The organism is Streptomyces sp. NPDC102402 (genome assembly GCF_044765765.1).
Taxonomy (GTDB): domain Bacteria; phylum Actinomycetota; class Actinomycetes; order Streptomycetales; family Streptomycetaceae; genus Streptomyces.
In genome coordinates this window covers 1,020,123-1,041,586 of the sequence record NZ_JBIWKR010000001.1, presented here as the reverse complement: position 1 = coordinate 1,041,586, position 21,464 = coordinate 1,020,123, and the positions used below count along the sequence as shown (strand labels likewise).

General features: G+C 70.2%; 21 protein-coding genes. 8 read left to right on the top strand and 13 right to left on the bottom strand.

Annotation, left to right across the window (positions count from 1 at the left end; translation table 11 throughout):
• Positions 1-69: 69 nt before the first annotated feature.
• From folB to ACIRJR_RS04470, 3 genes are all read left to right on the top strand, one after another.
• Positions 70-429 carry a dihydroneopterin aldolase gene (gene folB, locus ACIRJR_RS04480; RefSeq protein WP_403773595.1) on the top strand — a complete coding sequence of 120 codons (360 nt, stop codon included), beginning with the start codon at positions 70-72 and terminating at the stop codon, positions 427-429.
• Complete coding sequence (gene folK, locus ACIRJR_RS04475; RefSeq protein WP_403773592.1) at positions 426-1,037, top strand: 2-amino-4-hydroxy-6-hydroxymethyldihydropteridine diphosphokinase; 612 nt, start codon at positions 426-428, stop codon at positions 1,035-1,037. Before folB ends, folK begins: the two co-directional genes overlap by 4 nt.
• Before the next feature lie 65 nt (positions 1,038-1,102).
• Positions 1,103-1,588 carry a DUF3180 domain-containing protein gene (locus tag ACIRJR_RS04470; RefSeq protein ID WP_403773589.1) on the top strand — a complete coding sequence of 162 codons (486 nt, stop codon included), beginning with the start codon at positions 1,103-1,105 and terminating at the stop codon, positions 1,586-1,588.
• Between the two features lie 14 nt (positions 1,589-1,602).
• On the opposite strand, the gene ACIRJR_RS04465 is transcribed toward ACIRJR_RS04470, so the two are convergent.
• The 7 genes from ACIRJR_RS04465 to dacB form a co-directional block, all read right to left on the bottom strand.
• On the bottom strand, positions 1,603-1,953 hold the full coding sequence (locus ACIRJR_RS04465) for a VOC family protein (RefSeq protein ID WP_403773586.1): 351 nt from the start codon (positions 1,951-1,953) through the stop codon (positions 1,603-1,605).
• Positions 1,954-2,063: 110 nt separating this feature from the next.
• Positions 2,064-2,669 (bottom strand): GTP cyclohydrolase I FolE, encoded by a 606-nt coding sequence (gene folE, locus ACIRJR_RS04460; RefSeq protein WP_403773584.1) that lies wholly within the window; start codon positions 2,667-2,669, stop codon positions 2,064-2,066.
• Between the two features lie 184 nt (positions 2,670-2,853).
• Complete coding sequence (ftsH, locus tag ACIRJR_RS04455; protein ID WP_403773581.1) at positions 2,854-4,905, bottom strand: ATP-dependent zinc metalloprotease FtsH; 2,052 nt, start codon at positions 4,903-4,905, stop codon at positions 2,854-2,856.
• A 204-nt stretch (positions 4,906-5,109) separates the two neighbouring features.
• Entirely contained in the window at positions 5,110-5,649 is a 540-nt protein-coding gene (gene hpt, locus ACIRJR_RS04450; protein ID WP_356881204.1) for a hypoxanthine phosphoribosyltransferase, read from the bottom strand.
• Positions 5,650-5,747: 98 nt separating this feature from the next.
• Positions 5,748-6,821, bottom strand: a complete 1,074-nt coding sequence (gene tilS, locus ACIRJR_RS04445; protein ID WP_403773578.1) for a tRNA lysidine(34) synthetase TilS — start codon at positions 6,819-6,821, stop codon at positions 5,748-5,750.
• A gap of 188 nt (positions 6,822-7,009) precedes the next feature.
• The gene (locus ACIRJR_RS04440) at positions 7,010-8,155 is read right to left on the bottom strand and encodes a zinc-dependent metalloprotease (protein ID WP_403773575.1); all 1,146 of its coding nucleotides are present in this window, start codon (positions 8,153-8,155) and stop codon (positions 7,010-7,012) included.
• Between the two features lie 48 nt (positions 8,156-8,203).
• Positions 8,204-9,688, bottom strand: a complete 1,485-nt coding sequence (gene dacB / locus ACIRJR_RS04435) for a D-alanyl-D-alanine carboxypeptidase/D-alanyl-D-alanine-endopeptidase (protein ID WP_403773573.1) — start codon at positions 9,686-9,688, stop codon at positions 8,204-8,206.
• 86 nt (positions 9,689-9,774) lie between these two features.
• Here dacB and ACIRJR_RS04430 point away from each other — a divergent pair, with 86 nt between their 5' ends.
• Positions 9,775-10,269 (top strand): inorganic diphosphatase, encoded by a 495-nt coding sequence (locus ACIRJR_RS04430; RefSeq protein WP_403773570.1) that lies wholly within the window; start codon positions 9,775-9,777, stop codon positions 10,267-10,269.
• A 197-nt stretch (positions 10,270-10,466) separates the two neighbouring features.
• Positions 10,467-12,182 carry a threonine/serine exporter ThrE family protein gene (locus ACIRJR_RS04425; protein WP_403773567.1) on the top strand — a complete coding sequence of 572 codons (1,716 nt, stop codon included), beginning with the start codon at positions 10,467-10,469 and terminating at the stop codon, positions 12,180-12,182.
• Positions 12,183-12,250: 68 nt separating this feature from the next.
• Here the strand turns inward: ACIRJR_RS04425 and ACIRJR_RS04420 are convergent, their stop codons facing one another.
• Positions 12,251-13,717, bottom strand: coding sequence for a VTT domain-containing protein (locus ACIRJR_RS04420; RefSeq protein WP_403773564.1), 1,467 nt, complete (start codon positions 13,715-13,717; stop codon positions 12,251-12,253).
• 151 nt (positions 13,718-13,868) lie between these two features.
• Here ACIRJR_RS04420 and ACIRJR_RS04415 point away from each other — a divergent pair, with 151 nt between their 5' ends.
• Genes ACIRJR_RS04415 through ACIRJR_RS04405 form a run of 3 tightly spaced genes read left to right on the top strand, consistent with a single transcriptional unit; the run spans position 13,869 to position 16,330 of the window.
• Complete coding sequence (locus tag ACIRJR_RS04415) at positions 13,869-14,234, top strand: YbjQ family protein (protein ID WP_403773561.1); 366 nt, start codon at positions 13,869-13,871, stop codon at positions 14,232-14,234.
• A gap of 36 nt (positions 14,235-14,270) precedes the next feature.
• Entirely contained in the window at positions 14,271-14,894 is a 624-nt protein-coding gene (gene wrbA / locus ACIRJR_RS04410; RefSeq protein WP_403773558.1) for an NAD(P)H:quinone oxidoreductase type IV, read from the top strand.
• Between the two features lie 11 nt (positions 14,895-14,905).
• Complete coding sequence (locus tag ACIRJR_RS04405; protein WP_403773555.1) at positions 14,906-16,330, top strand: glutamate decarboxylase; 1,425 nt, start codon at positions 14,906-14,908, stop codon at positions 16,328-16,330.
• Positions 16,331-16,348: 18 nt separating this feature from the next.
• Here ACIRJR_RS04405 and ACIRJR_RS04400 read toward each other — a convergent pair whose 3' ends face one another.
• The 5 genes from ACIRJR_RS04400 to ACIRJR_RS04380 all read right to left on the bottom strand — a co-directional run bounded on the left by ACIRJR_RS04400 (position 16,349) and on the right by ACIRJR_RS04380 (position 21,319).
• On the bottom strand, positions 16,349-17,155 hold the full coding sequence (locus tag ACIRJR_RS04400; protein WP_403773553.1) for an ABC transporter permease: 807 nt from the start codon (positions 17,153-17,155) through the stop codon (positions 16,349-16,351).
• Positions 17,152-18,114 (bottom strand): ATP-binding cassette domain-containing protein, encoded by a 963-nt coding sequence (locus ACIRJR_RS04395; RefSeq protein ID WP_403773821.1) that lies wholly within the window; start codon positions 18,112-18,114, stop codon positions 17,152-17,154. Before ACIRJR_RS04395 ends, ACIRJR_RS04400 begins: the two co-directional genes overlap by 4 nt.
• Positions 18,115-18,212: 98 nt before the next feature.
• Complete coding sequence (locus ACIRJR_RS04390; RefSeq protein ID WP_403773550.1) at positions 18,213-18,854, bottom strand: PadR family transcriptional regulator; 642 nt, start codon at positions 18,852-18,854, stop codon at positions 18,213-18,215.
• A 68-nt stretch (positions 18,855-18,922) separates the two neighbouring features.
• A complete protein-coding gene (locus ACIRJR_RS04385) occupies positions 18,923-20,380 on the bottom strand; it encodes an aldehyde dehydrogenase family protein (protein ID WP_403773547.1) in 1,458 nt (485 codons plus the stop codon).
• A gap of 54 nt (positions 20,381-20,434) precedes the next feature.
• Positions 20,435-21,319, bottom strand: coding sequence for a helix-turn-helix domain-containing protein (locus tag ACIRJR_RS04380; RefSeq protein ID WP_403773544.1), 885 nt, complete (start codon positions 21,317-21,319; stop codon positions 20,435-20,437).
• Positions 21,320-21,464: the final 145 nt, after the last annotated feature.

Genomic DNA, 21,464 nt, shown 5'->3' with positions numbered 1-21,464 from the left:
TAGACGGCACTCCACCGCCCGCACGCGGTCGGGTGCCTCCAGAGACGACGAACAGCAGGAGTGATTCGCGTGGATCGTGTCGCGCTGCGCGGCCTCAAGGCCCGTGGGCACCACGGTGTCTTCCCCAAGGAACGGGAAGAGGGCCAGACCTTCATCGTGGACCTGGTGCTCGGCCTCGACACCCGCCCCGCGGCAGCCGCCGACGACCTGTCGAAGACCGTTCACTACGGCGTGGTCGCGGAAGAGGTCGTCGATGTCGTCAAGGGTGAGCCGGTGGACCTGATCGAGACCCTCGCGGAACGGATCGCGCAGCAGTGCCTCAAGCACGCGGGAGTCCAGGAGGTCGAGGTCGTCGTCCACAAGCCGGACGCCCCGATCACCGTCCCCTTCGACGACGTGACCATCACCATCACCCGGAGCCGAGCATGACTGCCTTTTCCACCGAGGGTCAGAGCGACCCGACCGTACAGCCGGTTCCCGCAGCCGTGGTCGAGCAGGTCGACGCGGCCGACGTCACCCTGTCCAACCCCAAGCTGGCCGTGATCTCCCTCGGCTCGAACCTCGGCAACCGGCTGGAGACGCTCCAAGGCGCCATCGACGCCCTGGAGGACACCCCCGGCCTCCGGGTCAAAGCGGTCTCCCCCGTCTACGAGACGGAGCCCTGGGGCGTCGACCCGGGCAGCCAGCCGTCGTACTTCAACGCGGTGATCGTCGTGAAGACGACCCTGCCCCCCTCCTCCCTGCTGGAGCGCGGTCAGGCCATCGAGGAGGCGTTCGACCGGGTCCGCGAGGAGCGCTGGGGTCCGCGCACCATCGACGTCGACATCGTGTCGTACGCCGACGTGGTCTCCGACGACCCGCTGCTGACCCTTCCCCACCCGCGCGCCCGCGAGCGCGCCTTCGTGCTCGCCCCCTGGCAGGACGTGGACCCGGAGGCCCAGCTCCCCGGCGCCGGCCCGGTCGCCGGCCTCCTGGCCGGTCTGGGCCGCGACGGAGTGCTTCCCCGCCCCGACCTGGAACTCCGTCTCCCCGAGTAGTCGTTAGGCTCTAGGACCACTACGGGCCAACGGCACCGACACGGCGACGAAGGGCGGCACTCTCGGTGAAGCAACTACGGCTCGGCATCCTCGCCGGACTCTTCGCCGGCGCCGGCGTGCTGTCCTGGGGCGCGGCCCGCCTCTGGGACTCCCTGGGAACACTGCCGAGCGTGCCGCTCGCCGCCTCCGTCGTGCTCGCGGTGATCGCCGTCATCCTGCTGGCCACGGCGCTGTCGATCCGGGCACGGCTGCGCGCCCAGCGGGAGCGGCGTCCCGGGGCGAAGGGCGTGGAGCCGATGATGGCGGCGCGCGCCGTGGTCTTCGGGCAGGCGAGCGCGCTGGTCGCGGCCCTGGTCGCCGGCATGTACGGCGGCACGGGCGTCTTCCTGCTCGGCTTCCTCGACATCCCGCCCCGCCGCGACCAGGCCATCTACGCGGGCGCGGCGGTCGTGGCGGGCATCGGCGTCATCGCGGCCGCCTTCTTCCTGGAGCGCGTGTGCCGCCTCCCGGAGGACGGAGAGGACGACGGGACCACGGCCCAGGCCGCCTGAGACGCCCCGAACCCTCAGCCGGCGATCGGGTTCTCGATCAGAGTGACCCGGTTGCCGTCGGGGTCGTGGACGGCGGCGAACCGCACCCCGCGCGAGCCCGGCTGGGTCTCCCCGGCCGTGATCCCCCTCCCGGCGAGGTCCGAGAGGGTCCGGTCCAGGTCGTCGACCACCAGATTCACCAGTGACCCCCCGGCCTGCTCGGGCGACTGGAACACCTGGAGCCAGGCGTACGGAGCGATGTGCCAGTCGGCCAGCCCGTCCATGGGCCGCACGTCGGCGGGGCGGCCGAGAAGCCGCTCGTACCACTCCACCGCCGGTTCGATGGCCATCACGGGCGCTACGGCGAGCACATGGGTGAATGACATCAGGGGGCTCCTTCTCCACGTGGGTCCGGCTGTCCGGCCTCTCCCACCGATGTCGACTCTCCCCGCTTCACGGACTCGTCGCTACCGCGGCCGGCCGGGCCCGTCCGTGCTCAGCGCGCCATGATGAGGCTCATCGCCTCGGCCCGCGTGGCCGGATCGCGCAGCTGTCCACGGACCGCGGACGTGAGCGTCTTGGCCCCGGGCTTGCGGATCCCTCGCATCGACATGCACATGTGCTCGCACTCGACGACCACGATGACACCGCGCGGCTCGAGGATGGACATCAGGGACTCGGCGACCTGTGTGGTGAGCCGCTCCTGGACCTGGGGGCGGCGGGCATAGACGTCGACCAGCCGTGCCAGCTTCGAGAGCCCCGTGATCTTGCCCGAGGTCGCCGGGATGTACCCCACGTGCGCGACACCGCGGAACGGCACCAGATGGTGCTCACAGGTGCTGAACACCTCGATGTCCTTGACCAGCACCATCTCGTCGTGACCGAGATCGAACGTCGTCGTCAGGACGTCCTCCGGCTCCTGGTGGAGGCCCGCGAATATCTCCTTGTACGCCCGCGCCACCCGCCCCGGGGTCTCACGCAGCCCCTCGCGGTCGGGGTCCTCCCCGACCGCGAGGAGAAGCTCCCGAACGGCGGACTCGGCCCGCTTCTCGTCGAAGACGCCGATCGCGCCCTGCCCGTCCAGCGTCACCGGGTCGGTCATCTGTGCCTCGTTCCTCTGTGCAGTCACATGCGCGCGGGCCCGCCAGGACCTCACGAAATACGGCAGGCACAGCGCAGGCGTAAGAAATAGCCGCGCCCCCACAGGCTAGAACCTGGGGGGCGCGGCATCCATTCCGGGCCTGGTGGAGCCCCCGTGACAGGGGCCACACCGGTCGGGCAGGGGGCTAGCTCTCGGGGCGATCCTCGGGGAGCGCCTCCGTGGAGGTGCCGGTGTTCTTCGACGTGATGTCCGTCGGAGCGATCTCCGGAGTGCCCGAACCATTGGCGGTGCCGTTGGTGAGGGCCAGCTCCTTGGGAGAGAGCACGGGCGGACGCGTCGACGGGGTACGCCGGGCGGAACCGGTCCACGCCGGACGAGCCGGGCGCTTCACGATCGGGGCGAAGATCTCGGCGATCTGCTCCTTGCCGAGTGTCTCCTTCTCGAGGAGTTCGAGGACCAGGGCGTCGAGGATGTCGCGGTTCTCCACGAGAATTTCCCACGCGTCGTTGTGCGCGGTCTCGATGAGCTTCTTGACCTCTTCGTCGACGAGCGCCGCGACCTCTTCCGAGTAGTCGCGCTGATGGCCCATCTCCCGGCCCACGAACGGCTCGGTGTTGTCTCCACCGAACTTGATCGCACCGAGTCGCTCGGTCATGCCGTACTGCGTGACCATCGCGCGGGCCGTGGCGGTGGCCTTCTCGATGTCGTTCGCAGCGCCGGTCGTCGGGTCGTGGAAGACCAGCTCCTCGGCCGCGCGCCCGCCCAGCATGTACGCCAGCTGGTCGAGCATCTCGTTGCGCGTCGTGGAGTACTTGTCCTCTTCCGGGAGCACCATCGTGTAACCGAGGGCACGGCCGCGGGAGAGGATCGTGATCTTGTGGACCGGGTCCGACTGGGGTGAGGCCGCCGCGACCAGGGCGTGTCCGCCCTCGTGGTACGCGGTGATCTTCTTCTCCTTCTCGGACATGATCCGGGTCCGCTTCTGCGGACCCGCCACGACGCGGTCGATGGCCTCGTCGAGCATGTGGTTGTCGATCAGCTTCTTGTTGCTGCGCGCCGTGAGGAGCGCGGCTTCGTTCAGCACGTTCGACAGGTCGGCACCGGTGAAGCCGGGCGTACGACGGGCGACCGCGTTGAGGTCGACGTCCTCCGCGACCGGCTTGCCCTTCTGGTGCACCTTGAGGATCTCGAGGCGGCCCTGCATGTCCGGCCGGTCGACGGCGATCTGCCGGTCGAAACGTCCGGGACGCAGCAGCGCCGGGTCCAGGATGTCCGGCCGGTTCGTGGCGGCGATCAGGATGACGCCGCCCTTCACGTCGAAGCCGTCCATCTCGACGAGCAGCTGGTTGAGCGTCTGCTCGCGCTCGTCGTGACCGCCGCCCATACCGGCACCGCGGTGCCGGCCCACGGCGTCGATCTCGTCGACGAAGACGATCGCCGGAGCGTTCGCCTTGGCCTGCTCGAAGAGGTCACGGACACGGGAGGCACCGACACCGACGAACATCTCGACGAAGTCGGAACCGGAGATCGAGTAGAACGGGACGCCCGCCTCGCCCGCGACGGCGCGTGCGAGCAGCGTCTTGCCCGTCCCGGGCGGTCCGTACAGCAGGACGCCCTTGGGGATCTTGGCGCCGACGGCCTGGAACTTCGCCGGCTCCTGGAGGAATTCCTTGATCTCGTACAGTTCCTCGACGGCCTCGTCCGACCCCGCCACATCGGCGAACGTCGTCTTCGGCGTGTCCTTGGTGATGAGCTTGGCCTTGGACTTGCCGAACTGCATGACCTTGGAGCCGCCGCCCTGCATCTGATTCATCAGAAACAGGAACACGACCACGATCAGGACGAAGGGCAGCAGCGAGAGAAGGATCGAGACGAACGGGGACTGCTTCGACGGCGAGACGGTGTAACCCTTCTCGATGTCACCGCTCTCGAACTTCTTCTGCAGCGTGTCGGCGAGCTCGACACCCTGGTTGCCGATGTAGCTCGCCTGGAACTTGCTGCCGGACTCGCCCTTGAGCTTTTCCTTGTCCTTCAGCTCGATCTTCAGGATCTGTTCGTCACCGGTGGTCAGCTTGGCCTGCTCCACCTGGTTCTTACTGATCGCCTGGATCACCTTGCCGGTGTCCACCGTCTTGTAGCCGCCGGACGAGCCGACGACCTGCATCAGCACGACCACGGCGAGGACGGCCAGCACGATCCACATGACCGGCCCACGGAAGTATCGCTTCACGTCCATCCATACGGAGCGAAGTCGCCCCGTCCCTCCTGCCCGTAGGTAAATGCTGCTGTGAGAAAAGACTGTTCTTCGGACGGTACCCCAGCATTGTCACCCGTGACCGCAGGGGAGGTCCGGCAAACCCGTCTTCGAAGGCTCCAACGGCCCGAAAGCCACAAGGGTTCCCGTGAGTCCGGCCGGGTTCGGCCGGGGCGGGTCGCCTCCTCAGCCGCCGTAGACGTGGGGGGCGAGCGTGCCGACGAAGGGGAGGTTGCGGTACTTCTCCGCGTAGTCCAGCCCGTAGCCGACGACGAACTCGTTGGGGATGTCGAAGCCGACCCACTTCACGTCGATCGCGACCTTGGCGGCATCCGGCTTGCGGAGCAGCGTGCAGACCTCCAGGCTCGCGGGTTCGCGCGAGCCGAGGTTGGTCAGCAGCCAGGACAGCGTCAGGCCGGAGTCGATGATGTCCTCGACGATCAGGACGTGCTTGCCCTTGATGTCGGTGTCGAGGTCCTTGAGGATCCGGACGACGCCCGAGGACTGGGTGCCGGCGCCGTACGACGAGACGGCCATCCAGTCCATGGTGACGGGGGTGGACAGCGCGCGGGCCAGGTCCGCCATCACCATCACCGCGCCCTTGAGCACACCGATGATGAGCAGGTCCTTGCCCGCGTACTCCGCGTCGATCTTCGCGGCCAGCTCGACGAGCTTCGCGTCGATCTCTTCCTTGGTGAGGAGCACCGACTGAAGGTCGGTGCCCATGTCCTTCTCGTTCACCAGCGTCTCTTTCTCTGCCCTGCCGGACCGGGCCGCTACCCGGGCCGGACCGGCGTTTCGCCTGCTCTTCAGCCGCTTGCGCTTCAGCTCTGCCGAATCACCAGTCTGCCACCCTGCCGCTGCACCTCGACGCGGCCGGGCAGGTTGATGGCGCCCTGGCCCCGCCATCCGGTGATGAGGCGGTCGACTTCCTCGATGTGGCGGGCGAAGAGCGAACCCGCGGGAGATCCGGCGTCGATCACGGCCCGGCGCAGCACCCGTCGGCGCACCGCGGGCGGCAGGACGGAGAGCTTGGCGCACTCCAGCCGCCCGTCGTCGTCGCGGACCGAACCGGCGGCCTCGGCGGCCCAGGTGTCGAGGGCGTCGGCATCGTCCCGGGAGAGCTGCGCCGTACGCGCGAGGGCCTCCACCACGCCCTTGCCCAGCGCCTTCTCCAGCGCGGGCAGACCCTCGTGGCGCAGCCGGGAGCGGGTGTAGGCGGGGTCGATGTTGTGGGGGTCGTCCCAGACGGGGATCGACTGGACCAGGCATGCCTTGCGGGCGGTCTGCCGGTCGAGCTGGAGAAAGGGGCGGCGGTAGCGGCCGGCGGGACCCGAGGCCGCGGCCATCCCGGAGAGGGAGCGGATGCCGGAACCACGGGCGAGGCCCAGCAGGACCGTCTCGGCCTGGTCGTCGCGCGTGTGGCCGAGGAGGACGGCGGCGGCGCCGTGGCGCTCCGCCGCGGCGTCCAGGGCGGCGTAGCGGGCGTCGCGGGCGGCGGCTTCGGGCCCGCCGTCCCGGCCGACGTGCACGGCGACGGCCTCGACGGGGTCGAGGCGCATCTCGGCGAGGCGGGCGGCCACCTCGTCGGCGCGGAGTCCGGAGCCGGGCTGGAGATTGTGGTCGACCGTGATGCCGCCGGCGCGGACGGGGAGCTTGCGCGACTCGAAGGCGAGGGCCGAGGCGAGGGCCATGGAGTCGGCGCCCCCGGAGCACGCGACGAGCACCAGCGGGGTGTCCGGCCGTTCCGGGAGCGCCGGACACCGCCCGCCCGCCCCTGCTTCGGCGAACTCGGCGCGTCCGGCCTGTTCGGTATGACGGTTGTGTTCGGTGACGACGTCGTGGAGTACGCGGCGGACCGCCAGGCGTATCGCCGCGACCGCAGGATGGGGACCCATGTCCGGTGCCCTTCGGGGTGAGGTTTTGGGGGTGCCTCGGAGCGGACGGGACGGAGTCCCGTCACTCAGAGTGCGTCGATGGTGACAGAGCCAAGCTGTTCATCGAGCATTGCACGCCTTCCCATGCCCCTACGGTCCCTCGGATGGGTGATTGGAGAGGCAATCTTCTGCCACCGGACCGGCCAAGATCACGAATCTGCCTTACGGTGCACCCGCGCCACCCAGTCCGCCGGGGCGGCGATCTCGGCTTTGGTGGGGAGGGTGTTGGGCGAGGTCCAGACCCGGTTGAATCCGTCCATCCCGACCTCGTCGACCACGGCCCGGACGAACTTCTCGCCGTCGCGGTACTGGCGCAGTTTCGCGTCGAGCCCCAGCAGTTTCCGCAGCGCCAGGTCCAGCCGGCTCGCGCCGCGCGCCCTTCGCCGCTGGAACTTCTCCCGGATCTCGGCGACGGAGCCCACCACCTCGGGGCCCACCCCGTCCATCACGAAGTCCGCGTGCCCTTCGAGCAGGGACATCACGGCGGTGAGACGGCCCAGGATCTCGCGCTGGGAGGGCGTCTGGACGATCTCGACGAGGCTGCGCCCCTCGTCGTCCCCCGCCTCGCCCCGCTCGCCCTCGGGGCGGCTTCCCCCGGAGAAGGCCTGGGCGGCCTCGCGGAGGCGTTCGAGCACGGTCATGGGGTCGACGTCGGTCTCGTCGAGGAACGACTGGATCTCGCCCCGCAGATGGTCACGGAGCCAGGGCACCCCGGTGAACTGGGTGCGGTGCGTCTCCTCGTGGAGGGCCACCCAGAGCCGGAAGTCGTGAGGGTCGACCTCGAGTTCGCGTTCGACGTGGACGATGTTGGGGGCGACCAGCAGCAGCCTGCCGCCGCCCTTGGAGGACGCGGGGAACTCGCGGGTGGCGGGGGCGAAGGTCTCGTACTGGCCGAGGACACGGGAGGCCAGGAACGACAGCAGCATCCCCAGTTCGACGCCGGTCACCTTGCCGCCGACCGCTCCGAGGACGGCGTTGCCCGGGCCGCTGCCGCGGCGGTCCTGCATCTTTCCGAGGAGCGGGCCCAGCAGCTCGCGGAAGCCCGCCACATTGGCCCTGATCCAGCCCGCCCGGTCGACGACCAGGACGGGGGTGTCCTCGGGCTCGTGCCCGGCCGGGATCATCCGGGTGAACGAACGGACGTGTTCCTCCGAGGCCTTGGCATGCCGGCGGAGCTCCGCGACGACGGCACGGGCCTCCTCGCGGCTGATCTCGGGACCCGGCCGCACGAACCGGGTCGCAGTCGCGACCGCGAGATTCCAGTCGACCATCTCGGCACCACCGATGCTCGTCATGCGTCAACCGTACGTGAGGTGGTCGCTCCGTGGTGGGGTGTCAGCCGCTCACCGGGTGCCTTTGGTGAGGGTGGCGGCCAGGGCGTCCAGTGAGGCTTCCGCGTCGCCCGGGGAGGTGGTGCCCGAGGCCAGGAAGGCGAAGGCGAGGAGCCGGCCCCGGGCGTCGACCGCGGTTCCGGCGAGGCTGTTCACTCCGGTGAGGGTGCCCGTCTTGGCCCTGATCAGGCCGGTCGCCGGCGACGTCGCCGAGTAGCGGTCGCCGAGCGTGCCGCTGAATCCGGCGACCGGCAGGCCGGTGAGGACGGGACGGAGTTCGGGGTGGTCAGGGCCCGCGGCGAGGGCGAGCAGCCGGGCCAGCAGCCCCGCCGTCACCTTGTCCGCGCGGTCGAGGCCGCTGCCGTCGGAGAGCCGGGCGCCGGTCAGCGGCAGGCCGAGCGCCTTCAGCCGGGCGGTGACGGCACGGCGGCTCCCGTCGAAGGAGGCGGGCTCACCCGCCTTCAGCGCGGTCTGCCTGGCCAGGGCCTCGGCGATGTCGTTGTCGCTGTTGGTGAGGGCCCGTTCGACCAGGGCGGAGAGCGGCTTCGACAGGTGCGTCGCCACCGTTCGGGAGCCTTCCACCGACCGCCCGGACGACGGGTCGGACCGGGTGTCGACGCCGGCGTCGCCGAGCAGGCCGGCGAAGGTGCGCGCGGCGTCGCCCGCGGGGTCGTCCGTACGGGGGGCCGGTCCCTTGTCACTGTCGTCGAGACGGCCCTCGCCGGCCATGAGCGCGCTGACGGGCGCGATGTTCTCGTTGGGGCCGATGGGGTGGAGGGCCGGTCCCGAGTACCGCGAGGTGTCGTACGTCAGCCGCACGGTCCCGATGCCGCCGTCGCGCAGGGAGCGTGCCGTGCCGGCCGCCAGGGCGCGCAGTGCGCCCTCGTCCAGAGTGGGGTCGCCGCCGCCGACGAGGGTGAGCGTCCGGGAGTCGGGGGAGAGCGTGACCGTCGTGGCGATGCGGTGGGCGGGGCCGAGCGCCGAGAGCGCGGCGGCGGCGGTGGCGATCTTCACGGTGGACGCGGGGGTCATGGGGGTCGAGGCGCCCCGCGCGTACAGCTGCTTGCCGGTGGCCGCGTCGACGACCACGGCGGTGCGTACGGGGCCGAGGGCGGGTGCGTCCAACAGGGGGGCGAGGGCGGCTTCGAGGCCGCTCGCGCCCGCCGGGGCGGTGAGGCCGGCCGTGGTGCCCAGGGCCTTGAGGACGGCGGGAGCGCTGGGGGCGGGCGCCGGGCCGTCGGGCGAGGTCCCTTCGTGATGTGCACCACCTGCGCGCTGCTGGACGGCCACCCGGTCCCGCTCGGCCTTACGCTGACCGGAGTCCCAGGGACCGGCGGCGAGGACGGCACCGGCGGCGACCACCAGGCCGAGCACCGCGGAGCCTGCTGCGAGCCGGAGGTCGCCCGGTCCGCTCCCGCGCTTCAGGTACTTCGGGGTTTTCCACCCGCCCCACCTGTTCAACGGTTCGTCCGTCGGTCTCTGCACCGGCTCGGCCACCGTTGACCAGCCCCTTTCGCGAGCACTCGTCTGCGTGAGGGACACTTAACCACCAGTCGTATGTGTTGATCATGGAGGAGCCACCCGTGGAGTTCGACGTCGTTATCGAGATCCCGAAGGGTTCGCGGAACAAGTACGAGGTGGATCACGAGACCGGCCGGATCCGCCTGGACCGTCGACTCTTCACCTCGACCAGCTACCCGGCGGACTACGGTTTCGTCGAGAACACCCTCGGCGAGGACGGCGACCCGCTGGACGCGCTGGTCATCCTGGAGGAGCCGACCTTCCCCGGCTGCCTCATCAAGTGCCGTGCGATCGGCATGTTCCGGATGACCGACGAGGCCGGCGGCGACGACAAGCTGCTGTGCGTCCCGGCGTCCGACCCCCGGGTGGAGCACCTGCGCGACATCCACCACGTGTCGGAGTTCGACCGCCTGGAGATCCAGCACTTCTTCGAGGTCTACAAGGACCTGGAGCCCGGCAAGTCCGTCGAGGGTGCCGACTGGGTCGGCCGCACCGAGGCAGAGGCCGAGATCGAGGCGTCCCGCAAGCGCCTCGAGGCGCAGGGCGACAAGCACTGACGTAATCCTTCCGGATTCCGCTTACGGGCGGGAGCCGCGGATCGCAGCGCGCGGGGCCGAGCGGCCCAGCACGGCGTGAGAACAACGGGCGGCGCACCTTCACCGGTGCGCCGCCCGTTGCGTGTGCGGGCCCATGACCGTGCTCATACTGGGCAGAAGCGCTCCCGGAACGAGCGGTCGAGGAGGAACGAGGTCGAGTGGTGGCGGAACAGGGCGGTCCCGAGGACCAGAAGCCCCAGTCCGACGAAGTGCGCAGTGCCTTCGTCCCACCGGCCGGTATGGAGCAGCCGACGGCTCCGTCCGAGGACGACCATCCGACATCGGAATTCGCCCTTCCGCCGGGGCTGCACCCCGAACCCTCGGCGTCGTCCGGTTCCGGCCAGGGTTCCGCTTCCGGGGCGGCGGGCGGTTCGGGCTCCGACACGCTGTCGTCCGCGTTCGTTCCGCCGAGTGGGTACAACGCGCAGCATCAGCCGCCTGCCTTCACTCCCGCGCACGGCATTCCGATGGTCCGGCTCACCAAGGAGGCGCCTTGGCAGGACCGGATGCGGACGATGCTGCGGATGCCCGTGTTCGAGCGGCCGGCACCCGAGAGCGTGCAGAAGACCGACGACTCGGGGCCCGCGGTCCCACGCGTGCTCGACCTGACGCTGCGTATCGGGGAGCTGCTGCTGGCGGGCGGTGAGGGCGCCGAGGACGTCGAGGCCGCCATGTTCGCGGTGTCGCGTTCGTACGGGCTCGACCGCAGCGAGCCGACGGTCACCTTCACCCTGATCTCCATCTCCTACCAGCCGTCCCTCGTCGACGACCCCGTGACGGCGAGCCGGACCGTACGCCGCCGGGGCACCGACTACACGCGGCTGGCCGCCGTCTTCCGGCTGATCGACGACATCACCACGGCGGAGCACGTCGAGGTCTCGCTGGAGGAGGCCTACCGGCGCCTCGCCGAGATCCGCCGTAACCGTCACCCGTACCCGGGCTGGGTGCTGACGGCCGCCGCCGGCCTGCTGGCCGGTTCGGCATCGGTGCTGGTCGGCGGTGGTGTGCTGGTCTTCCTCGTGGCGGCGGCGGGCGCGATGCTCGGCGACCGGCTGGCGTGGCTCTGCGCCGGACGCGGACTGCCCGAGTTCTACCAGTTCACGGTGGCGGCGATGCCCCCCGCCGCGATGGGCATCGCCCTGACCCTCACCCATTCGACGGATGTGCGGCCCTCCGCGGTGATCACCGGTGGACTGTTCGCGCTGCTGCCCGGACGGGCCCTCGTCGCCGGGGTGCAGGACGGTCTGACCGGCTACTACATCACCGCGGGAGCCCGGCTCCTGGAGGTCATGTACTTCTTCATCGGCATCGTCGCGGGCGTGCTGCTGATGCTCTACCTGGGGGTTCAGCTCGGTGCCGAGCTGAACCCGGAGGCGCGGTTCATCGCCAACGACCGGCCCGTTCTCCAGATCCTGGTCTCGATGAGCCTGACGCTGGCGTTCGCCATCCTGCTCCAGCAGGAGCGGTCCACGGTGCTCGCCGTGACCCTCAACGGAGGCGTGGCCTGGGTCATCTACGGGGCGATGGCCCGCGAGGGCGGAATCTCACCGGTGGCCGCCACGGCGGTCGCGGCCGGTCTGGTGGGGCTGTTCGGCCAGCTCTTCTCGCGCTACCACTACAGCTCGTCGTTGCCCTACATCACGGCCGCGATCGGCCCGCTGCTGCCCGGTTCGGCGACCTACTTCGGTCTGCTCGGCGTCGCGCAGAACGAGGTGGAGGCCGGGCTCACCTCGCTCTCCACCGCTGTGGCCACGGCACTGGCGATCGCCATCGGGGTCAATCTGGGGAGCGAGATCTCCCGGCTCTTCATGCGGGTACCGGGCGCGGTCGAGGGCGGCGCCCGCCGGGCGGCCAAGCGGACCCGAGGCTTCTGACGTACGACGGCGCCCCGGCCCCTCCGCGGATTCTCGGGGGGCCGGGGCGCCGTCGCGCGCTCGGGGGGTCAGCGCCTGTTCTGCCACCCGTACTGACCCGGGTCGTCCTCCTGGTCGTCGCCCCGGCCGGCCGTCGGCCGGTCACCGTGGGGACCGGCGCCACCGTCGGCGTAAGGAGCGGCCTGAGCGTCGCCGTACCGGCCGTCGTGTCCGCCGTTGTACGGGGCCGCCTGGCCGTTGCCGTACTGGTCGGCCTGGCCGTACTGGCCCCCCTGGTCGTACTGGCCCGCCTGGCCGTACTGACCCGCCTGGCCGGACTGGTTGCCTGCGTACCGCGCACCCTGGTCGTACTGGCCGGCCTGGTCGTACTGACCCGCCTGACCCGCCTGGCCCGCCGTGCCGTGGCCGTACGAGGCGCCCTGGTCGTACCGGCCGCCGCCCTGCGGTGCGCCGTACTGACCCGCCTGGTCGTACTGACCGCTGTACGGGCCGCCGCCCTGGGGAGCGCCGTACTGCCCCTGGCCGCCCTGCCCGTCGCCGTACTGGGGAGCGCCGTACTGACCGCCGGCCTGGGGAGCGCCGTACTGACCGCCGGCCTGGGGAGCGCCGTACTGGCCCTGGCCGCCGTACTGACCGCCGCCCTGAGGAGCGCCGTACTGGCCGCCGCCCTGGGGAGCGCCGTACTGGCCGCCGGCCTGCGGGGCGCCGTACTGGCCGCCGCCGTACTGCGCGCCTTGGTCGTACCGGCTCGCCTGGCCGTTGCCGTACTGGCCGCCGGCGTCGTACGGGGCTGCCGCCTGGTCGTCGGCGTACCGGTGGGCGGCAGGGCCGCCGCCCGTTCCGCCGTGGGGGCCCTCCCCCGGGCCGCCGTCGGACGGACCGTGGTCGTCGCCCTGCTGCGCGGCGGCTTCCTTCTTCGACTTGCCGCGCGCCCGAAGGAACTCGATCAGGATCGGCACCACCGAGATGAGCACGATCAGGATGAGGATCATCTCGATGTTCTCGTGCACGAAGTCGATCTTGCCGAGGGCCGCACCGAGCAGCGTCACCCCGACGCCCCAGAGCACGCCGCCGATGATGTTGAACGTGATGAAGGAGCGGTAGTCCATCCGGCTCACACCGGCGATGATCGGCGTGAAGGTCCGGACGATGGGCACGAAGCGCGCCAGGACCAGCGACTTCGGCCCGTACTTCTCGAAGAACTCGTGCGCCTTCTCGACGTTCTCCTGCTTGAAGAGGCGGGAGTCCGGGCGCTTGAAGAGGGCCGGTCCCACCTTGCGGCCGAAGAGGTATCCGACCTGGTCACCGACGATCGCCGCCAGGGCGACGAGGACACAGACGAGCCACAGGGGGTACTTCAGGTCGCCGGTGGTCACCAGGAGACCCGTGGTGAACAGCAGGGAGTCACCGGGCAGGAAGAAGCCGATGAGCAGCCCCGACTCGGCGAACACGATGAGCAGGAGGCCGGGCAGACCGAAGGTGTTGAGCAGGTAATCCGGGTCCAGCCAGCTCGGGCCGAGCGCAAGCGTATTCAAGGGTCCGGGCTCCAGGGGTGGGTCGATGTGCGGCGGCTGCGTGGCCGTCCCAAGCTATCAACGCCGGGGAGGACGGCTGGGTTCCACTGGCGTAAGCGCGGATGCGCACGGGCCGGACCGGGACAAAGCTTTCCGCAGGAGGTGCCACACCATGGGCATTGAGGACTTCGGCGGCGGACAGACACCCCAGGCGGACGTCCTGGTCGTCACCACGAACGACGTACCGGGTTGCCACGTGACGCAGGTCATCGGCGAGGTCTTCGGGCTCACGGTCCGCTCCCGCCATCTCGGCAGCCAGATCGGCGCCGGTCTGAAGTCGATGATCGGCGGCGAGCTGAAAGGGCTGACCAAGACGCTCGTCGAGACCCGCAACCAGGCGATGGAACGGCTCGTCGACCAGGCCAGGGCACGCGGCGCGAACGCGGTGCTGATGATGCGCTTCGACGTGAGCGAGGCGGCCGAGGTGGGCACCGAGGTGTGCGCCTACGGCACGGCGGCAGTGATCAGCAAGGCCTGACCGGCCCTTTCCCCCTTACGTCCCGGAGGTACCCGCATGTCCACGTCCGTCAACGTCTCCGTCATCTACTACTCCTCCACCGGCACCGTCTCGACGATCGCGAAGGCCATCGCCCGGGATGCCGAGAGCGCCGGTGCGCAGGTGCGGCTCCGCAAGGTCGCCGAGCTCGCCCCGCGGGCGGCCATCGAATCCAACCCGGCCTGGGCCGAGCACGCGAAGGCGACCGCGGACATCCCCGAGGTCTCCCCGGACGACATGGTCTGGGCGGACGCGGTGATCTTCGGTACGCCCACCCGGTACGGCAACGTCACCGCCCAGCTCAAACAGTTCCTCGACACCCTGGGAGGCCTCTGGCAGGCGGGACAGCTCGCCGACAAGGTCTACAGCGGCTTCACCGCCAGCAGCACCGCCCACGGCGGCCAGGAGTCCACCCTGCTGGCGCTGTACAACACGATCCACCACTTCGGCGGCATCCTGGTCCCGCCCGGCTACACGGACCCCTCGAAGTTCGTCGACGGCAATCCGTACGGCACCTCCCACGTCTCAGGGCAGGGCGACATCCCCGTGGCCGAGCAGACCCTGACCGCCGCGCGCGTCCAGGCCGAGCGCGTCGTGAAGTTCGCCCGGGTCATCAAGGCCGGACTCGCGGCCGAGGGCTGAGGGGACCGTCCATGCCACTCCACCAGGGTTCGCACGGAAGGCCCGCTCCGTCCGAGGAGCACCGCAGGCTGGCCCTCAACCCGTTCTTCGGGGAGGCCGACCCGACCGCCCCCATGGTCGCGGCGCCGCCGACGCACGTCCTCCCGGACGGCCCGCTGCCCCCGTCGACCGCGTACCGGCTCGTCCACGACGAGCTGATGCTCGACGGGAACTCCCGGCTCAACCTCGCGACCTTCGTCACCACCTGGATGGAACCCCAGGCCGGTGTGCTGATGGCCGAGTGCCGGGACAAGAACATGATCGACAAGGACGAGTACCCGCGCACCGCCGAGCTGGAACGGCGCTGTGTGGCGATGCTCGCCGACCTCTGGAACGCCCCCGACCCGTCGACCGCGGTGGGCTGCTCCACCACGGGCTCCAGCGAGGCCTGCATGCTGGCGGGGATGGCGCTCAAGCGGCGCTGGGCGGCCAGGAACGCCGACCGGTATCCGGGGACGGCCCGGCCCAATCTGGTGATGGGCGTCAACGTGCAGGTCTGCTGGGACAAGTTCTGCAACTTCTGGGAGGTCGAGGCACGCCAGGTCCCCATGGAGGGGGAGCGCTTCCACCTGGACCCGCAGGCGGCCGCCGAGCTGTGCGACGAGAACACCATCGGCGTGGTCGGGATCCTCGGCTCCACCTTCGACGGTTCCTACGAGCCGGTCGCGGAGCTGTGCGCGGCGCTGGACGACCTCCAGGAGCGCACCGGGCTCGACATCCCGGTCCACGTGGACGGGGCCTCCGGGGCGATGGTCGCGCCGTTCCTCGACCCGGACGTGGTGTGGGACTTCCGGCTCCCCCGGGTGTCCTCGATCAACACCTCCGGGCACAAGTACGGCCTGGTCTACCCGGGGGTGGGGTGGGCGCTGTGGCGTTCACCGGCCGAGCTGCCGGAGGAGCTGGTCTTCCGGGTGAACTACCTGGGCGGCGACATGCCGACCTTCGCCCTGAACTTCTCCCGGCCCGGCGCGCAGGTGGTGGCGCAGTACTACACGTTCCTGCGGCTGGGCCGGGAGGGCTACCGGGCCGTCCAGCAGACGTCCCGGGACATCGCTCGCCGGCTCGCCGGAGAGTTCGAGGCCCTGGACGACTTCAGACTGCTGACCCGGGGCGACGAGCTTCCGGTGTTCGCCGTGACGACGAAACCGGAGGTGAAGGCATACGACGTCTTCGACGTGTCGAGGCGGCTCCGGGAGCACGGCTGGCTGGTGCCGGCGTACGCCTTCCCCGCCAACCGCCAGGACCTCTCGGTCCTGCGTGTCGTGTGCCGCAACGGATTCTCCTCGGACCTCGCGGAGCTGCTGCTGGAGGACCTGCGCAGGCTGCTGCCCGAACTGCGCTCCCAGGCTCACCCGTTGCACCGGGACCGGGGTGTCCAGACGGCCTTCCACCACTGAGGCCGTGACGGGCGCGGCTCAGCGGCTGAGCCGCGCGAACCTCCCCACCGCCAGCGGGAGGAACACCGCGAGCAGCGCCACCGGCCAGAGCACCGCGAGCAGTTCGGCGTGTTCGGCGGCCCAGGAGCCCGAGGCTCCTCCCGGGTTGCCGAACAGGCCCCGTACGGCTGTCGCCGTGGCGGACATCGGGTTCCACTCGACCACCGCGCCCAGCCACCCCGGCATCGACTCCGGTGAGGCGAAGACATTGGAGAGGAAGCCCACCGGCCAGACCAGGATCTGCACGGCCTGCACCATCTCGGGCCTGCCCGCCACCATCGCGAGGTGGATGCCGATCCACAGCATGGCGAACCGCAGCAGGAGCAGCAGCCCCAGCGCGGCCAGGACGGCCGCCGTCCCCCCGTGCCAGCGCCATCCGAGGGCGTACCCCACTCCGGTCATCACCGCCAGCGAGGCCACCGACTGGAGCATGTCGGCGGCGCTCCGCCCGGCCAGGACCGCGCCCGAGGCCATCGGCATGGAGCGGAAACGGTCGATGACGCCCTTGTTGAGGTCCTGGGTGACGGCCAGCATCGTGCCCTCCAGGCCGAAGGCCATGGTCAGCGCGAGCATTCCGGGCACCAGGAAGTCGGTGTTGTCCCCGTCGATCCCGGAGCCGCCGCCCACCAGGTAGTTGAACATCAGGAGCAGCATCACCGGGAAGACCAGGCCGACGACCACCTGCACGGGCTGCCGCGCCCAGTGCGCCAGTTCGCGCCGGGTCATCGTCCAGGAGTCGATCAGCGCCCAGCCGACGCGTCCCGGTCCCGCCGTCGTCGTGCTCATGCCGTCGCCTCCGCGTCCATGGGTGGGACGGCGTCGGCGCCGCCCCCGGTCAGGGAGAGGAACACCTCGTCCAGCGTCGGCCGGCGCACCGCGATGTCCTCCGCCTCGATGCCCGCTTCCTCCAGCGCCCGCACGGTCCGGGTCAGCGCCGCCATACGGTCCGGGGCGGGTGCGCGGAGCAGCCGCCGGTCCGTGTCCACGGTCACGCCCTCGCCGAGCAGCCCGGCCGCCTCACCGAGCCGGTCCGCGTCGCGGACGACCACGTCGACGCGGTCACCGCCGACCAGCGCCTTGAGCCGGTCGGCCGTGCCCTCCGCGATGACCCGGCCGTCGTCGATCACCGAGATCCTGTCGGCCAGCTGGTCCGCCTCCTCCAGATACTGCGTGGTCAGCAGGACGGTGGTGCCGCCGACGGCCAGGGAGCGCACCGCGCTCCACACCTCGGCCCGCCCCCGGGGGTCGAGCCCGGTCGTGGGCTCGTCCAGGAAGAGCACCTCCGGGTCGGTGATCAGGGACGCGGCCAGGTCGAGACGCCTCCGCATGCCCCCGCTGTACTGCTTGACCGCCTTGCGGCCGACGTCCGCCAGACCGAACCGTTCCAGCAGTTCGTCGGCCCGCAGGCCCGCCCTGCGCGCGCCCAGGTGGTACAGGCGGCCGAACATCTCCAGGTTCTGCCGGCCGCCGAGCTCCTCGTCCACCGCCGCGTGCTGGCCCAGCAGCCCGATCCGCCTCCTGACCTCGGTGGCCTGGGACCTCACGTCGAAGCCCGCCACCTCCACCCGGCCCTGGTCGTGCCGCAACAGGGTCGAGAGCACCCGTACCGCGGTGGTCTTACCCGCCCCGTTCGGGCCGAGCACCCCGTGGACCGTCCCTCCGCGGACGGCGAGGTCCAGCCCGTTCAGGGCCCGCTTCCCTCCGTACCGCTTGTGCACTCCTTCGACGACGATCGCGTCGCTCACCGCGCCCACCCGCTCTCCTCGCTTCGCAGTCAAGCGATGTAGTCAAACTTGACTAGCAAGTCAAAAGTAAACCCGCCGACGCCGTTCGTCAAACTTGATTACCTGGAATCCCCGGGGTCGGACGCTCCCGTCGCGTAAGGGCTCTCCTGCCCTTCGGAAAGCACTCCGACGAAGGGTTCCCCCTCGCCCGAGAAGGTGTACGCCCCTGCCTCGATCCGTGCGATCAGACCCCGGGTCCACTCCGACCCCGCGTCCGCGGAGTGGACCCACATGTTCATGATCTCGCCGATGTGACCGAGCGCCTCCGGCCCGCCGGACGGGGTGTAGTGCTCCGTGACCGCGGCCCTCCACCTCTCGATGGCGGCGATGCGCTCCCGCAGGAGCGCCACCGCCTCGGCGCGCTCGAGGTCGACGATGAAGCCGATGCCGGCCGACAGCACGTCCACACCCTGGTCGTACGCGGTCAGCGAGGCGCGCAGCAGGGTGAAGTACTCCTGGACGCCCTGATCGGTGATCTCGTACTCGGTGCGGGGCGGGCCGCCCGCCGTGGACGGCGCGACCTCATGGGCGAGCAGCAGTCCCTGCTTCGCCATCTGCTTGAGCGCGTGGTAGATGGATCCGGGCTTCGCGCTGGACCACTCGTGGGCGCCCCAGTACTCCAGGTCGTTGCGCACCTGGTAGCCGTGCGCGCGGCCGTGCTGACGCACGGCCCCGAGGACCAGGAGACGGATCGCCGACATAGCACCCACCCTTTGTGATCAACCCTGACCAGGGTAGCCCGCCTCTTCGGCGACCGGATCGAGGGCCGTCAGAAGGGGAAGACCGTGCGCCCGTGCTGCACAGAGATCCACTTCCGGGTGGTGAACGCCTCCACAGCGGCCTCACCGTTCAGCCGCCCCATGCCGGAGTTCTTCTCGCCCCCGAACGCGGCCATGGGATCGTCCTGCACGGTCGCGCCGTTGACGTGGAACATCCCTCCGGTGATACGCCGGGCGAACCGCACACCACGCTCGGCGTCCTCCGTGTGGACGGCGCCGCTCAGCCCGTAGGAGCTGTCGTTGACCATGCGGACGGCCTCGTCCTCACCGTCGAAGGGCACCAGCAGCGCCACCGGGCCGAAGATCTCCTGCTCGAGCAGTGGCGACCCTTCCGGCAGTCCCGACAGCACCGTGGGCTCGACAAGATTCCCTCGGGTGCGGCCCCGGACGAGCGCGGTGGCGCCGGCCTCGATCGCCCCGTCGACCAGCGCGGCGAGCGCCTCGGCCTGGAAGGCGCTGATGACCGGCCCGATGCGGGTGTCGGGGTCCCTCGGATCCCCCGCCGGAAGGGCGGACACCGCCGCCGTGAACCGCTCGGTGAACTCCTTCTCCACGGAGCGGTCCACCAGGATGCGGTTGGCGGCCATACTGACCTGCCCCTGGAACACGAAGCGGCTGTAGACGGCGGCCCGGACGGCATGGTCGAGGTCGGCGTCCTCCAGCACCACCAGGGCGCTGTTTCCGCTCAGTTCCAGGATGGTCCGCTTGAACAGCCCGGCGGCGACGGCCGCCACGTGACGGCCGACGCGGTCCGAGCCGGTGAAGGAGATCACCTTGGGCACGGGGTGCTCGATGAACCCGTCACCGATCTCGGCGCTGTCGGTCACCACGACGTTGAGGAGGCCGGCCGGCAGCCCCGCGTCCTCGAAGATCCGGGCGACCAGACCGCCGCCGGCGATCGGGGCGTTCTGATGAGGCTTCACCACGGCCGCGTTCCCCAGCGCGAGGGCGGGTGCGACGGTCTTCATCGTCACCAGGAAAGGGAAGTTGAAGGCGCTGATCACGCCGACGACCCCGACGGGCAGCCGGTAGACGCGGTTCTCCTTGCCGTCGGCGACCGAGGGCAGCAGTCCGGCCACAGGGCGCATCGCCTGCCCGGCGGCCTCGCGCAGGAACTCCCGCGCGGCACGCACCTCGTAGGCGGCCCTCGGCCGGGTGCCGCCGAGTTCCTCGACGATCAGCTCGGCTATGTCGTCCTCGCGCTCCCCGACGAGCCGTACGGCGTTCTCCAGAACCGTCCGCCGCTCATGAGGACGGACGGCCGCCCATTCCCGCTGCGCGCGTTCGGCCGCCCGATAGGCCAGATCGACTTCCGCCGCGGTGGCCACGGTGATCGAGCAGAGTTTTTCGCCGTTGTAGGGATTGAAATCAATGATGTCCCACTCACCGTTGCCGGTCAGCCACTCGCCGTCGATGTACTGGTGGGCGAGTTCATTGAGGAAGGACATGCAATCCCTTACTGCAGGCGCAGACTCCTGTCGGTCTGTCATCGTACTGGCGATTCAGGTCAGTTGAAGGAGTCCCCGGAGAAGATCCCGGCTCTCCTCCGGACCCGGGCTGTCCTCGTGGAGACGGGCCATGGCCTTTTCGTACTGGGCGACTTCCTCGGCCTTGTCCAGGTAGAGCGCACTTGTCAGCTGTTCCAGATAGACGATGTCCGACAGATCGGATTCCGGGAAACGCAGCATGGTGAACGCCCCGCTCTCACCGGCGTGACCACCGAAACTGAAGGGCATCACCTGGAGGGTGACGTTCGGCTGCTCCGACATGTCGATCAGATGCCGCAGTTGCGCGCGCATCACTTCACGGCCGCCGTACGGACGGCGCAGCGCCGCCTCGTCCAGAACGGCGTGGAAGCGGGGGGCGCGCTCGGAGACGAGCGCCTTCTGCCTCGCCAGCCGTAGCGCGACCCTGCGGTCGATCTCGGCCGACGGCGCGCCCGGCATGCCGCGGGCGACGACCGCGTGGGCGTACGCCTCGGTCTGCAACAGGCCGTGGACGAACTGGACTTCGTAGATCCGGATGAGCGACGCCGCCCCCTCCAGACCGATATACGTCTGGAACCAGCCGGGCAGCACATCGCCGTAACTGTGCCACCAGCCCGCCACATTGGCCTCACGGGCCAGGCCGAGGAGCGAGTCGCGCTCCGCCTCGTCCGTGACTCCGTAGAGCGTGAGCAGGTCCTCGACGTCCCTGGCCTTGAAGCTCACCCGTCCCAACTCCATGCGGCTGATCTTCGATTCGGAGGCGCGGATGGAGTAGCCGGCCGCCTCACGGGTGATGCCTCGCGACTCGCGCAGGCGCCTGAGCTGTGAGCCCAGCAGGATGCGCCGCACCACGGAACCACTCGACTCGCCTGCCGACACCGGCTTACCGACCCTCCCCATCGCTTCCCGTACTCCGGGGCTCCCCCGAACCCCGGAGGCGGATTCTGCCACCAAAACGCTTCAGCCCGTACTCATTCGATTACAGAGATGGCAAGACTTTCCGAAAGCTCCAAAACTGTGAAGCAGAAGAAATGAGACCGAACCG

Bases quoted from the DNA above. Each gene is read 5' to 3' on its own strand.
- folK (WP_403773592.1), top strand. From the start codon at position 426: ATGACTGCCTTTTCCACCGAGGGTCAGAGCGACCCGACCGTACAGCCG.
- ACIRJR_RS04465 (WP_403773586.1), bottom strand. From the start codon at position 1,953: ATGTCATTCACCCATGTGCTCGCCGTAGCGCCCGTGATGGCCATCGAA.
- folE (WP_403773584.1), bottom strand. From the start codon at position 2,669: ATGACCGACCCGGTGACGCTGGACGGGCAGGGCGCGATCGGCGTCTTC.
- ftsH (WP_403773581.1), bottom strand. From the start codon at position 4,905: ATGGACGTGAAGCGATACTTCCGTGGGCCGGTCATGTGGATCGTGCTG.
- hpt (WP_356881204.1), bottom strand. From the start codon at position 5,649: ATGGGCACCGACCTTCAGTCGGTGCTCCTCACCAAGGAAGAGATCGAC.
- tilS (WP_403773578.1), bottom strand. From the start codon at position 6,821: ATGGGTCCCCATCCTGCGGTCGCGGCGATACGCCTGGCGGTCCGCCGC.
- ACIRJR_RS04440 (WP_403773575.1), bottom strand. From the start codon at position 8,155: ATGACGAGCATCGGTGGTGCCGAGATGGTCGACTGGAATCTCGCGGTC.
- ACIRJR_RS04415 (WP_403773561.1), top strand. From the start codon at position 13,869: ATGGGCATTGAGGACTTCGGCGGCGGACAGACACCCCAGGCGGACGTC.
- wrbA (WP_403773558.1), top strand. From the start codon at position 14,271: ATGTCCACGTCCGTCAACGTCTCCGTCATCTACTACTCCTCCACCGGC.
- ACIRJR_RS04405 (WP_403773555.1), top strand. From the start codon at position 14,906: ATGCCACTCCACCAGGGTTCGCACGGAAGGCCCGCTCCGTCCGAGGAG.
- ACIRJR_RS04400 (WP_403773553.1), bottom strand. From the start codon at position 17,155: ATGAGCACGACGACGGCGGGACCGGGACGCGTCGGCTGGGCGCTGATC.
- ACIRJR_RS04390 (WP_403773550.1), bottom strand. From the start codon at position 18,854: ATGTCGGCGATCCGTCTCCTGGTCCTCGGGGCCGTGCGTCAGCACGGC.
- ACIRJR_RS04385 (WP_403773547.1), bottom strand. From the start codon at position 20,380: ATGTCCTTCCTCAATGAACTCGCCCACCAGTACATCGACGGCGAGTGG.
- ACIRJR_RS04380 (WP_403773544.1), bottom strand. From the start codon at position 21,319: ATGGGGAGGGTCGGTAAGCCGGTGTCGGCAGGCGAGTCGAGTGGTTCC.